This is a genomic window from Trinickia acidisoli (genome assembly GCF_017315725.1).
Lineage (GTDB): Bacteria > Pseudomonadota > Gammaproteobacteria > Burkholderiales > Burkholderiaceae > Trinickia > Trinickia acidisoli.
On record NZ_JAFLRG010000001.1, the window covers coordinates 286,875 to 299,989 of the forward strand.

The 13,115-nt window shown below is 64.9% G+C and carries 11 protein-coding genes; 7 read left to right on the forward strand and 4 right to left on the reverse strand.

Annotated features, from left to right (window positions below; all coding sequences use genetic code 11):
- Positions 1–174 precede the first annotated feature (174 nt).
- The 3 genes from J3485_RS01325 (at position 175) to J3485_RS01335 (ending at position 3,302) form a co-directional block, all read left to right on the forward strand.
- Positions 175–1,083, forward strand: coding sequence for a DMT family transporter (locus tag J3485_RS01325; RefSeq protein WP_206950822.1), 909 nt, complete (start codon positions 175–177; stop codon positions 1,081–1,083).
- 187 nt (positions 1,084–1,270) lie between these two features.
- The gene (locus tag J3485_RS01330) at positions 1,271–1,993 is read left to right on the forward strand and encodes an Hpt domain-containing response regulator (RefSeq protein WP_206950823.1); all 723 of its coding nucleotides are present in this window, start codon (positions 1,271–1,273) and stop codon (positions 1,991–1,993) included.
- Between the two features lie 274 nt (positions 1,994–2,267).
- On the forward strand, positions 2,268–3,302 hold the full coding sequence (locus J3485_RS01335) for a class I fructose-bisphosphate aldolase (RefSeq protein ID WP_206950824.1): 1,035 nt from the start codon (positions 2,268–2,270) through the stop codon (positions 3,300–3,302).
- A gap of 38 nt (positions 3,303–3,340) precedes the next feature.
- Here J3485_RS01335 and J3485_RS01340 read toward each other — a convergent pair whose 3' ends face one another.
- Both J3485_RS01340 and J3485_RS01345 read right to left on the reverse strand, forming a co-directional pair.
- A complete protein-coding gene (locus J3485_RS01340; protein WP_206950825.1) occupies positions 3,341–4,999 on the reverse strand; it encodes an NRAMP family divalent metal transporter in 1,659 nt (552 codons plus the stop codon).
- A 108-nt stretch (positions 5,000–5,107) separates the two neighbouring features.
- Positions 5,108–5,266 carry a hypothetical protein gene (locus J3485_RS01345; RefSeq protein ID WP_206950826.1) on the reverse strand — a complete coding sequence of 53 codons (159 nt, stop codon included), beginning with the start codon at positions 5,264–5,266 and terminating at the stop codon, positions 5,108–5,110.
- Positions 5,267–6,335: 1,069 nt separating this feature from the next.
- On the opposite strand from J3485_RS01345, the gene J3485_RS01350 reads away from it, so the two are divergent.
- Complete coding sequence (locus J3485_RS01350; protein ID WP_206950827.1) at positions 6,336–7,985, forward strand: carbohydrate porin; 1,650 nt, start codon at positions 6,336–6,338, stop codon at positions 7,983–7,985.
- Positions 7,986–7,999: 14 nt separating this feature from the next.
- On the opposite strand, the gene J3485_RS01355 is transcribed toward J3485_RS01350, so the two are convergent.
- Entirely contained in the window at positions 8,000–8,764 is a 765-nt protein-coding gene (locus J3485_RS01355; RefSeq protein WP_206950828.1) for a Mut7-C RNAse domain-containing protein, read from the reverse strand.
- A gap of 114 nt (positions 8,765–8,878) precedes the next feature.
- Here J3485_RS01355 and J3485_RS01360 point away from each other — a divergent pair, with 114 nt between their 5' ends.
- Positions 8,879–9,748 (forward strand): NAD(P)-dependent oxidoreductase, encoded by an 870-nt coding sequence (locus J3485_RS01360; protein ID WP_206950829.1) that lies wholly within the window; start codon positions 8,879–8,881, stop codon positions 9,746–9,748.
- 165 nt (positions 9,749–9,913) lie between these two features.
- Entirely contained in the window at positions 9,914–10,558 is a 645-nt protein-coding gene (locus J3485_RS01365; RefSeq protein ID WP_206950830.1) for a LysE family translocator, read from the forward strand.
- A gap of 119 nt (positions 10,559–10,677) precedes the next feature.
- Here J3485_RS01365 and J3485_RS01370 read toward each other — a convergent pair whose 3' ends face one another.
- On the reverse strand, positions 10,678–11,952 hold the full coding sequence (locus J3485_RS01370) for an MFS transporter (protein ID WP_206950831.1): 1,275 nt from the start codon (positions 11,950–11,952) through the stop codon (positions 10,678–10,680).
- Positions 11,953–12,048: 96 nt separating this feature from the next.
- On the opposite strand from J3485_RS01370, the gene J3485_RS01375 reads away from it, so the two are divergent.
- Positions 12,049–12,981 carry a LysR family transcriptional regulator gene (locus J3485_RS01375; protein WP_206950832.1) on the forward strand — a complete coding sequence of 311 codons (933 nt, stop codon included), beginning with the start codon at positions 12,049–12,051 and terminating at the stop codon, positions 12,979–12,981.
- Positions 12,982–13,115 lie beyond the last annotated feature (134 nt).

A 13,115-nucleotide genomic window follows, 5' to 3' on the forward strand; every position in this document is an offset into this window, starting at 1 on the left:
GGCGGCGGCGATGCGTATCGGATCAGGACGGTATGAGTATAGAGAAACCGGGACCGGCGCGCCGGCAGGGGCGAACAAAACCGCAAGGATAGACAACGCCGATGGGGGTTCGCCATTGCATAGTGGTGAACCGGTGGGCTAGTTCGGCTCGCCCAACATCGTTCGAGTGCTTCGATGAACTTGCTGCTCTATTCGACTACCGTGCTCATTTGGGGCACGACATGGATCGCCATCAAGTGGCAGACGGGGGTGGTCGCGCCGCCCGTCTCGATCGCGTTCCGTTTCATTCTGGCGTCGATCGTCATGCTCACGCTCGTGCGCTTGACCCGCCGCCCGATGCGGCCGCCGCGGGCCGCCTGGCCGCTGCTGTTCGCACAGGGGCTCGCGCTCTTTTGCTGCAACTTCCTGTGCTTCTATTACGCTGAGCAAATCGTGCCGAGCGGGCTCGTTGCCGTCGTTTTCTCGACAGCACCGCTCTTTAACGCGGTCAGCGGGCGCGTCTTCATGGGGCGCGCGCTGCAACCGAGCGCGATCGTCGGGGCCGTGCTCGGGCTCGCCGGAATCTTGTTCTTGTTCGCGCCGCAGGTGGCCGACCATGCAGGCGATCGGACGATGTGGCTCGGCTTGGCCATTACGCTCGTCGGCACGATGTGCTTTTCCGCGGGCAATCTGCTGTCGAGCCGCATGCAATCGATGGGGCTGCATCCGAGCGTGACGAACGGCTGGGCGATGCTGATCGGCGCGTGCGTGCTTACGCTCGGCAGCCTTGCGGCCGGCTTCTCGTTCGAACCCGAATGGACGCCACGCTATCTCGGCGCGCTGTTCTATCTGGCCGTGCCCGGCTCCGTGGTCGGCTTTACGGCCTATCTGACACTCGTCGGCCGGATCGGCCCGGAGCGCGCCGCGTACTGCACCGTGTTGTTTCCGTTCGTGGCGCTGGCCATATCGACCGTCTTCGAGGGCTATCGGTGGTCGGTGCCGGCCGTGGTCGGTCTTGCGCTCGTCGTGCTCGGCAACCTCGTCGCCTTCAATATGTTTCGGCAATGGCCGTTTTTGCGGAGGCGCGAGCGCGCACTGAGGTAGTTTCGATCGGTTCGGTCCGGACCGCGGGTCGGCTTGTCCTCGAAGGGCGGCCCCCCGCGGTCCTTTTTTTGTCGGACATGGCCGCAGCGGTCCCGATCCGGCCTTATCTTCGCCGGAATCGATCGATCGATCGATCGCGGCGCGCGTGCCGTCGCACGGTGCGGCGGGTGCGAGCCCGGAGGCCACCATGCTCGACATTTTAGAACCAATCGCCACGCACGCAGCCGATCAGGTGCGCATTCTCGTCGTCGATGACGACACGCTCGCCCGGCTCATCCTCGCCGATCAACTCGACGCGCTCGGCTATCGGCTCGTCGATACCGCCGTCGATGGGGGAGAGGCGCTGCGCTGGGCGTTGAGTCGTCCGTACGATCTCGTCATCACCGATTTGTGCATGCCCGACATGGGCGGCGAGGCGTTGCTGGCCGCATTGCGCGCACATGGGCTGGCGATGCCTGTCATTGCCGGGACGGCGTGGCGCGAGCCGGTCTGGGCGCGAACGAGCGGAGCGCCGCCCGGTGGATTTGCGGCTGTGCTGCGCAAGCCCATCGGCATCACGCAATTGCGCGCTCTATTGCGAGCGCATATCGGCAGCACCGTGCTCGGCGGGCACGGCCTCTCACCGGACACGTCGCGGCGGCGTGCGCTGCGCGAGGCTTTTGCGGCCGCCTGGCCCGGCGACGAGGAGGATTTGCGCGCCGCGCTCGCGTCGGTCGATGCGACGGCTCTGTTGCACCGTCTTCACCGCCTTCATGGGGCGCTCGCCGTGCTCGGTGAAGCGCGGGCGCAGCGCGCTTGTGCTCGCTTGCAGGTCGACGTGCGCAGTCGGGGCATCGAGACGAGCGCCGCGCGAATCGAACGCTTCATGCGCTCGTGCGCGCGAATCGGCCGTCGGCGAAATTGCAAGTGATTGCCCTGCGCTCGCGATCGCGGTACCTCCGGGCATTCGCTCGGGCATTCGCTCAGGCATTCGATTTGCTTGCGAAGCCCAAGGGGCCGATCACGTGTGGTGTGCTTGCGCACGCCTGTGACTGCGCCCCGAAGCTCCCTACGCGGTCGAACGCACATCGGCGGCTGGCGCACGTCCGCCGCACCGCGCACACTAGGAGCAGACCGGGGGGACGACCGTTGCGCGCGCAAACGTGCTTGGCCGCGCGCGACGCCTTTTGCCCGAGGAGCAGACGATGCAAACCGACAGTGCACTGCAATCCACCATCGACGCGATCGTGCAGAACGGCAAGGGCTTGCTTGCCGCCGACGAAAGCGGTCCGACGATCGCCAAGCGGTTCAAGACGATCGACGTCGAATCGACCGAGGAAAACCGCCGTGCATGGCGCACCCTGCTGCTGTCGACACCGGGCCTTGGTCGGTACGTGAGCGGCGTGATTCTGTACGAGGAAACGCTCGACCAACATGCCGACGACGGCGAGCCGTTGCCGAACTTGGCCGCGCGGCAGGGGATCGTACCCGGCATCAAAGTCGATGCGGGCAAGATCGCGCTCGCGCATGCAAGCGGTGACGAAATCACGCAAGGGCTCGATGGGCTTGCAGGGCGTCTCGAGAAGTACAAGGCGCAGGGCGCGCGCTTCGCGAAGTGGCGGGCGGTCTACAACGTGTCCGATGCGTTGCCGAGCCGGCTTGCCGTCAAGGCGAACGCCGAGTCGCTCGCGCGCTATGCCGCGATTTGCCAGGAAGCGGGGATCGTCCCGATCGTCGAGCCCGAGGTGCTGATGGATGGCGACCATTCGCTCGAGCGCTGCGCGCAAGTGACCGAGGCCGTCTTGCACGAGGTCTTTCATGCGCTGCATCGGTATGCCGTCGTGCTCGAGCACATGCTGCTCAAACCGAGCATGATCGTCGCCGGCAAGACGCACGCGCGGCAAGCGGGCGTAGGCGAGGTTGCGGCGCACACGGTCTCCGTGCTCGGCCGCACGGTGCCGCCGGCCGTCGCGGGCATTTACTTTTTGTCGGGCGGTCAAACGCCCGAGGAAGCGAGCGCTCACCTCGACGCCATCAATCGCACCGGACGGCGCCCTTGGCCGCTGAGCTTTTCCTACGGGCGGGCATTGCAGGAGCCGCCGCTCGCGGTTTGGCGAGGAAAGGCCGAGAACGTCGAGGCGGCCCAGCGCTCGCTGCTCAAGCGCGCGCGGTTGAACGGCGCCGCCGCGCGCGGATGCTACGAAGCGAAAGACGAAGCGAGCGACGAAGCGAGCGACTAAGCGAGCGACTAAGCGTCGGCATGAGCCGCGCGACGCTGTTAATGCATCGCCATCTGTACGACCTTGACGATCACGAGCGCGACGGCGATCACGAGATACCCGCGCAGGGCGCCCATCCATAGACGCGTCGCGAACGTGAGCTTCGGTGGCGTGAGTTCGTCGAGCGGCGGCATGCGCCAGGTGTCGCGCAGTGCGCGATCCGCGGCGCGCGTGGCCCGATGCCCGCGCTTGGATGAAGCGGCTGAGCCGTCACGGCCGCGTGCGATTTCGGCACCGAAATACCCGAGTGCGAACAACAGCATGCCGCCGACAAGAATCCAGACGATCGTCGAACCCGAAATATCGGGAAAGACCGTCGCGGCCGTCAGGATGATCGAAAGCACGACGAGCACGGCGATGACGGTGCCCGTGAAGACGTTCAACCGTTTCGAATTGACCCACGGGCCGAGCACGGCCTTGTCGTTGCACAAGAGCAGCAGGAAGACGGTGGCGCTTGGCAGCAATACGCCGGCAAGCGTTTGCACCGCTTCGGTCAACAGGCCCAGCGGGCTGCCCGGCATCAGCACGAGCGCGGCGGCGAGCGCCACGATGCCGAAGTAGACGAGGTAAAAGCCCTTGGCATCGAGCACGCTGCGATGCAGCGAATGGCGGATGCCGAAGACGTCGCCGATCGCATAGGCCGTCGACAGCGAGACGGCAGCCGCGCCGATGATCGACGCGTCGAGTAGCGCGACCGCGAAGATCGTGGCCGACGTCTGGCCGATATATTTGTGCAGCCCTGCGATCACGCCGCTTGCATCGGTGAACTGGCCGAATTCGGGGCGTCCTTGGAACAGCGCGGCCGTGAACGCCATCATCGCCACGGCGCCGACGATCACGAAGCCGATACCGATCCACAAATCGATTTTTTCGTACTTCATGAAGCGCGGCGTGATGCGTTTGTCGATCACGTAGCTTTGCTGGAAGAACAACTGCCAGGGCGCCACCGTCGTGCCGACGATGCCGATCACGAGCAGCATGACGTCGGACAGCTTCGAGTGCTGCGGCCAGCTAGGCACGATGAAATCGCGCGCGATGGTGCCGACCGGCGGATGGATGGAGACGAGCACTGGCACGAGCAGCAGGCTGAGCAGGCACAGCACGATCGCGAATCGCTCGAAGCGCCGGAAGTCGCCCGTGCTGACGGCGGCCATCGTCAGTACTGCCGCGATGCAGACCCCGAGCACCTTCGAGACGCCGAGAAAATCGAGGGCGAACGTGATGCCGATGAACTCGGTCACGATCGTCAGCGCGTTGAGCAGGAACAGATCGATGACGCTGAAGGCACCCCAGAATTTGCCGAAGCGCTGGAAGATCAGTCGCGCATGACCGACGCCGGTGACAGCGCCCAAACGCAGCACCATTTCCTGATTGACGTAGAGCACGGGGATCAAGAGCGCGAGCGTCCACAGCAGCGTCGTGCCGTAGTTTTGGCCCGCTTGCGTATAGGTGCCGAACGCGCCGGCGTCATTGTCGCCGACCATCACGATGAGCCCCGGGCCCAAAATCGCGAGTAGCGTACGCAGGCGCGCGGCCCAGTTGCGGCGCGGTGCGGTGTCGTGGTGGGCGATCGTCCCGAAGGCCCCTTTGATGTCGCCGATGTGGGCGTCGTCGAGCACGGCGCTACGTGCGGACGAGACGTTTGCAGGCGTGGACATTTGTATTTTTCCTTGGGTGTTGCTTCGATGTCTTATTCGATATCCGATGCGGGCGGCCGCCTCGACGCAGTCGCGGCGGCCGAAGTCGCGCACTGCCCGCGCTCGTCGCTAGCCGACGAGTTCGAGCAGTGCGCGAAGCCCGGCGAGGCAGCGTGCGGCTGCCTGACGTGCGCGGTCCGTTTTCGTGGGGCGCGCGAGCATGTCGGGATAGAAGCCGCGGGCGTCGCTGACGTGCGGCAGTTGCGAGACGAGAAGAGCGAAGTACATGGCAATTCCTTCGATGTCGAATGGTTGAAACCGGATGACGTGGCCTGATTCAGGGGCCTTCTCGGTTTCGACTCGCCCGTGCCGCGATAAGCGGATCAGGCGGGAAGGAACGCATGCGGCCTCGGTTCAGGCAATGCTGGCGGCGTTCAACGTGAGCGAACGCCGGCTCGAAGATCGACTAGGGTCGGGGTCGGTCATGGCTGACTCCTTTCTCGCAAGGTTCGTACGCGACGCGCGTACGAACGTATTCATCGGCACGGCGGCCAGCACGCTTTAGACGAGCGTGTTGCCGGCGTGTACGTCGGTGGCCGCGAGCGGGGGCCGCGCGCGGTCGCGAACCGCCGGGCGCTTTGGATGCATGCACACGCACGCACACGAAGCGACACCGAACGGCACGTTGGCCATTCGAAATCGATGCGCGAAAGAAGCTAGGAAGAGACTGCGATGCGCACCGTCTGCCAGTTGGCTGGACGGCGGCTAAAGGAAGAATTCAGCTGGCGTCGTGCCGATCAGGCAAAAACACTGTTCGAAGGTCGACTACTGCAACTGTCCAAGGCATATGCCCCATTTGTGAAATTAATCGAATTGTAGGTTCCGCATAGATAACGCGTCAACCAACGATTTTGGTCTCGCCTAAATTTTTTCTTCCTTCCGTGCATTGGCCCACGCATCGGCGCGGGTGCCATAGAGATCGGCGTGTTTGCCGTCGTAACGGAGGGTGTGGAATGCGCGCAACAATCGCGCTTGCGCTTGCATCCTCAAAACGGGTGCGCATAGAATCCGCGCTGCTTCAGTTCAGAGGAGTCCTTCGTGGACGCAAGCAGTAGTCGATCTCGTTTGCCGGCAGGTGCCGGCAGTTCATTCGCAATCGCGCGTTAGCGACGCAGGACCTTCCTCGCCGCTGCCCCGCATTGCCGGGTCAGCGCGCTTCCAATCGGACCGTCTCGACGGCGTTCCGTCTTGTTGCCCGCTCCCATTTTTACGACCGTTCGGCGCGCTCGCATGAGCGCGCGCGGCGTGTCGTCCATGCATTTCGTCCGGCTCCCGGCCGGACCAATGGGGAGTTGTTATGCACGTCGACCGTTTCCTGCGCATCTCGCGCAACTATCTTTGCGCGCTGCCCGGTGCGCTGTCGTCTGATATCGCGGCGCCTATTGCGTCGTACTTGGCCTCCGCTTTCCCGCGCGTGCCCTCGCGTCTTGCGCCCGTTGCCGCGGCTGCACTGCTCACGCTGGCGATTGCGGGCGGCACCGCAACGGCAGCGCATGCGCAGGTCGCTACCACTCAGGCAGTTCCTTCTCAGGTAGATCCAGTCCCATCGGCATCGGCATCGGCATCGGCATCGGCATCGGCATCGGCATCGGCCACGAGCGATGCCGCCAAAGCGCCGCAAGCCGATGGTGCGCCGCAGGGGCTGGGGGATCGCCCGACATTGTTCGGTGACATGGGCGGCTTGCGTACGCTGCTCGGCGATCGCGGCGTCACGCTGAACCTGCAGGAAACGAGCGAAGCGTTCGGCAATTTTTCCGGCGGCACGAAGCGCGGGCTCGCGTACGACGGCGCGACGCAGTTTGGCCTGAGCGTCAATACCGATAAAGCCGTCGGCCTGAAGGGCGGCCAATTCTTCGTCGATGCACTACAAATTCACGGGCACGGCATTACAGCCTCGCATCTTTCCGCGCTGCAAAGCGTGAGCGGCGTGGAAGCCGAGCCGACAACGCGGCTGTGGGAGCTTTGGTATCAGCAATCGTTCGGCGACGCGTGCGACGTCAGGCTCGGCCAGCAAAGTCTCGATCAGGAATTCATCGTCAGCCAATACGCGAACACGTTCCTGAATGCCACGTTCGGCTGGCCTGTGCTGCCCGCCGCTGACTTGCCCGCGGGCGGTCCCGCTTATCCGCTGTCGTCGCTCGGGGTGCGGGCGCGCTATAAGGTGAGCGACGCCGCGACCATGCTCGGTGGGGTATTCGACGGCAACCCGGCACCCGGCGTTGGCGATCCGCAGAAGCTGAACGGTAGCGGCACGCGCTTGAATGTGCACGACGGTGCGCTGTTCATCGGTGAACTACAATACGCGATCGGCCAATCGCCGGCCGGCGGTACGGGCTCGGGCGTGAGCAGTGGGCAAACATCGCACGTATTGCCCGGGACTTATAAGCTCGGCTTTTGGTACGACAGCGCGCGCTTTGCCGATCAGCGTGAAGCGACGAACGGCCTTTCATTGGCCGATCCCGCGTCGAGCGGCATGCCGCGGATGCGGCACGGCGACTTCAGCGTCTACGGGATAGCGGATCAAATGGTCTGGCGGCCGAGCCCGGACTCGGCTCGCTCGGTTGGGGTGTTCGCGCGCGTGATGGGTGCGCCGGGCGATCGCAATGCCGTCGACTTCAGCGCCAACGCCGGTGTGGTCTTGAAGGCGCCGTTCGCGGGTCGCGACAACGACTCGGTCGGACTCGCGCTCGGCTACGCCGACATCGGCTCGCATGCGAGCGCATTCGATCGCGACGTCGGGGCGTTGACGACGCCGAATTACCCCGTGCGAACGGCGGAAACGGTGGTCGAGGCGACCTATCAGTATCAGGTTGCGCCTTGGTGGCTCGTGCAAGCTGATTTCCAATACTTCTTCCGTCCCGGCGGTGGCGTGCCGAATCCGAACGCCGGCGGCGCGCGCATCGGCAACGAGGCCGTCGCGGGCGCTAGAACGGTGCTGACGTTCTGATGTTGCGATTCGCTTCATCGCACCGCGTCGCGCTGCTCGGGCACGAGCGAGTCGATCAGCGTCCGCATGCGTTGCCAGTGCGAGCCTTCCCAGAACACACGCTTGCAGACGTCGCAGGTGACGAACTGCGAATGGCGTTCGAGCACCCCTTGCGGGGCGCGCCCGACCGCCTGTGCCTTCTCGATCCGTCGCAGCGGGGCATTGCACGACAGGCAGAGCCGGAACGCGCGGACGCTGCCTGCCAAATCGAGCCGATCGATCACCTCGCGCAACTGCACCTGCGGTTTGAGCGCTCTGACGTAGCAGCCGTGGGTAATCGTGCGGCGCTTGAGCAGTTCTCGATCGCGCGTGAGCACGATGCGCTCTTGCGAAGTCGAGAGCGTTTCGATCTCGGCATCGGGGAAGTGGTTGTCGTAGAGCGTGTCGAATCCGGCTAGGCGCAGCAATTGCGCGAGGCCGCCCAGATGCGCATCGGCGATGAACCGGATCGTACGCAGTGGCCGCTCGCGCACGCGCAGCAACGGCGAGATGTCGAGCGCTTCGAACTTCGGATAGACGGCAACGCGGTCGCCGTTTTCCAGCGCGCGCTCGAACCCGACCGATTCGCCGTTGACGAGAATCAGCTCGACTTCGGTATGCGGCACGCCGAGGGCCTCGATCATGTGCTTGGTCGTGGCGTCGCGCGCGCAGGCGCAACTGAACGCGCACCCGCGCAGCGGCCGAGCGAGGAAATCGTTCAGCTCTTCGTAAAACCGGAACGTGGCGGTAACGGTCGGCATCGCACGAGTATCGCACCGCTGGCCCGGATGCGCGCGGCGTCGAAACGAACGCTCCAGCCGACGCATTCCTGACAATCGTGCTTTACTTCGAATTTTTGGGCGAAGGAGCGAGCGATGGACATCGGCTTTATCGGTCTGGGCAACATGGGCCATGCAATCGTCGAAAACATGCTGAAAGCGGGCCATCAAGTGCGCGTTTGGAATCGCACGCGTGAACGTGCGCAGCCGCTCGCGGCGCTGGGCGCACAAATCGTCGCCGAGCCGGCACAGGCATTCACCGGCGACGCCGTGTTCTCGATGCTCGCCGACGATGCGGCTATCGTCGAAGTCATCGATGACGCCTTGCTCGATCGGGCCCCACGCGATCTCGTTCACGTCAATATGGCGACGGTATCGGTCGATCTTGCGCAAGCATTGGCGCGCGATCACGCCGCGCGCGGTATTCACTATGTTGCCGCGCCCGTGATGGGGAGGCCCGACGTCGCCGCGGCGGGCAAGCTGACGATCATGGCGGCGGGCCCGGCCGAAGCGGTCGACCGCGTGCAACCCCTATTCGATGTCATCGGACAAAAGACTTTCCGGATCGGCTCGCTGCCTCAGCATGCGAACGTCATCAAGCTCGCCGCCAATTTTGCGCTTGCCGCGGCGATCGAAACGCTCGGGGAGGCGGCATCGCTATTGGCGGGACACGGCGTGGCAATGAACGATTATCTCGACGTCATCACGTCGAGCGTATTCCCCGGGCCCGTGTATGCGGGCTACGGCAAGCTTATCGCCGAGCAGCGCTACGAGCCGGCGATGTTCAAGGCCCGGCTTGGCCTCAAGGACGTGCGGCTCGCGCTTGCGGCGGCCGAGGCGACGTCGACGCCGATGCCGCTCGGCAGTCTGCTGCGCGACAACTTGCTCGAGGTGATGGCGCGCGGCGACGGCGAGAAGGACTTCGCCGTGCTGGGCGAAGTGGCGGCGCGGCGCGCGGGTCGCTGATGGATGGCGAAGATGCGCAGGCGGGTGGGGCACGTGCACGATGCACCCCGGTGTTGCATCTTCGTAGGAAAGCATGGCAACCGCGGCTCGGCGCACTCGGCCTACTCGAATCGACGATCGAGCGCATAATCGAAAATTCGTGCCCTTAACCGGAGGCTTCGCGTCATGAGCTTGCATACTTGGTGGCTGTTCGTCGCCACCGTCTTCGTCGTCTGCGCCATTCCCGGGCCCAATATGCTCGTCGTGATGACGAACAGCGCCCAGTACACGATACGTCGTGCGACGGCCACGATGGCCGGCGCTCTGTCGGCGGTCATCCTCATGCTGTCGGTTTCTGCCGCGGGGCTCGGCGTGTTCCTCAAGGCGTGGCCGACGATGTTCGATGCGCTGCGTTTGATCGGGGCCGCCTATTTGATTTACCTGGGCGTGAAGTCCTGGCGCGCGAAAGTCGAGGAGCAGGCGGTTGCCGAAGCGTCGCCGCAGCGCGAGGCATCCGCCAAGCCGGTGCGCTCGCTCGGCGCGCTCTATCGCAATGGTTTTCTCGTCGCGAGCAGCAATCCGAAGGCGATCCTGTTCGCCGCCGCGCTGCTGCCCCAATTCATCGACGCATCGAAGCCGACGCTGCCGCAGTTCGGCATTCTCGTCGCCACGTTCGCGGTGATCGAAGTCAGTTGGTATCTCGTCTACGCGGCATGCGGCGCACGGATCGGCGCGACGCTCAAGAGCGGACGCGTTGCCCGCGCGTTCAATCGGCTGACGGGTGGCGTGTTCGTTGGCTTCGGCGCAATGATGGCGCTCGTGCGGCACTGATCGCTTGCACGACGAATCGCAGGGGGCGGCGCTGCCGAGGCGTCGCCCCTTTTCATTTGGTGCGGTTTAGTTAGGAATCCGAATCATCTTCGCGGCCCCAAGATGGCCGCGCATGGACGTCATCCCCGCGGTTCGTCGTGTGCGCCGGGCAGCAAGCCAAGCAGGAACGCGGCGCCCGCAAAGGCGAGTCCCACAGCGCAGACGGCGCTCCATCCGCCCCATGCCCAGGCCGCGCCGGAAGCCGATGCGCCCGCTGCGCCGCCCACGAAGAAAATCCCGACGAAGAGGCCGTTCAGCCGTCCGCGTGCAGCAGGGTTCAACAAATTGATGGCGCGCCGGCCGAGCGTTTGATCGGTCACGACGCCGGCATCGAGCGTCGCCGCGCCGGCAACGAGCAGCGCGATGGCCAAGCCGCGGTGCGTGCTCACGTTAAAGCCGAACCAGCCGGCGCCGACGACACCGCACGCAACGAGCGCGCCGATCATGCTCGCGTGGCCGAGAATCTGCGCGGCGCGTCCGCACCGCTTGTCGCCGGCCAGTCCGGCGAGCGGGGTGACGACGACGCCGCCCGCACCGGCCAGCGCAAATAGCGCGATATCGTAAAAATTGAAGCCGAACGGGCGCTGCGCGAGCCGCAGCTCGACCGCGGTCCAGAACGCGGTAAACGCGCCCATCGCGAGCGCCGCCGATAACGCGCGCCGCTGTAGCACGCGCTCGGCCGCGAGCAGCGTCCATAGGGAGCGCAGCAGCGCGGCGTAACTGGCCGATACGAGCGGCACACGCCGCGGAAGCTGCGTGGCGAGCACGAGCGCCAGCACGACGTCGGCTGCCGCCGCGACGCCATAGAACGCACGCCAGCCGATCGAGCCTGCGATGACGCTGGCGAGCGGGCGCGACAGCAGGATGCCGAGCATGAGGCCGCTCATGACATTGCCGACGGCCCGCCCGCGCCGCGCCTCGGAGGCCATCGACGCCGCCATCGGCACGAGCATTTGAATGACGCTCGAGGCCGCGCCGGCGAAGAGCAGCGCGGCCAGGAACAGGCTGCCCGAATGTGCGGCCATGGCAATCGCGAGCAGCGCCGCGCAAGCCCATAGCGTCCGCACGATGAGTCGGCGATTCTCGATCAGGTCGGTAAGCGGCACGAGCAGGACGAGCCCGAGTGCATAGCCGAGTTGCGGCAGCATCGCGATCGCCCCCGTCAGCGAGCCAGGCACGCCGAGCGCGCGCTGAATGGGGCCCGTGAGCGGCTGTGCGGCGAACAGGTTCATCACGATGATGCCGGTGGCCGCGGCGAACAAGATCGTCAGCGGCGTGGTGAGGGTATGCGCGCTATGTGTCTCGACGGGGGCGACGGGTCGATAAAGCTCGGTGGTGTCTGCGGGACGATTCATACGAAAGAGTGAATGCGTAAGAAGGAACGGTCATCGTAGGCGTCCGGATGTTATGCGACAATTGAAATATGTCGATATTGATTATGCGAGGTTGTTTTGAATACGCGAGACTTGCAGGCATTTGTCGAAGTCGTCGATAGCGGATCGATGGTGCGGGCGGCGACGAAGCTGCATTTGACGCAGCCGGGGCTCACGCGGCGGGTGCAAAACCTGGAAACGATGCTCGGCGTGCCGCTGCTCGATCGGCAGAGCAAGCCGCTCAAGCCGACCGGGGCTGGCAAAGAGGTCTACGTGCTGGCGCGCGCGGTCCTGCGTAGCGTGGACGATTTGCTAGCGGTCGCCGCGCCGGGCAGCGAGCCGGCCGGCGAACTGAAGATCGGGGTGCCGCCGTTTCTGTCGGAGCTTGCGCTCGAAGTGCCGATCGATCGCTTGCGCGCGGCGTTTTCTCGGCTCACGCTGAGGGTGACGGCCGCTTGGTCGCCTGCGCTGCTCGAGCGCGTGTTGCGGGCGGAGCTCGACGCGGCCGTCATCATGATGCCGGCCTCGTTCGTGCTGCCGGAATCGACCACAGCGACGTTGCTCGCCGTGCAACCCACGGTGATCGTGGCATCGCGCTCACTGCAAGTGCAGAACTGCGGGCGGCCAGGGCCCGGCGCGCCGCGGCTTACGCTGGCCGAGTTGGCCGGCTATCCGTGGGTACTCAATCAGGACGGGTGCGGCATGCGCTCGGCGCTGAGTCGGGCGCTCAACGCCGCATCGCTATCGTTCGAGGTGGCGGTCGAAGCGTTCGGCTCGGACTTGCAACTCTCGCTCGTGGCACGCGGTGTCGGGCTCGGCGTAGTGACGCCGAGTGCGCTGGCGGCGAGCGTGCACAAGGATGCGTTGCAGATCGTCGAAGCCCCGGAATTTCCGGGCGGATTGAACGTATGGCTCGTGCACGGTACCTTGCCGGGCCGACTCGTGCGGCCGTTGGCGATGCTGCGCGATGCGCTCGTCGAGGTGCTCGCGCAAACCGATTCGCGCAGCTAGCGCCCACGAACGCGGCGCAGCGCGTCGTCTTGAGATCGGGCAATGGGATTGAATCGCTTGCACGAGGCGGCGTGTTGCCGCGAAATTGAAAATTTTTTTGCCTATGTGAGCAGAAACCCTTATTTTTAACTGAG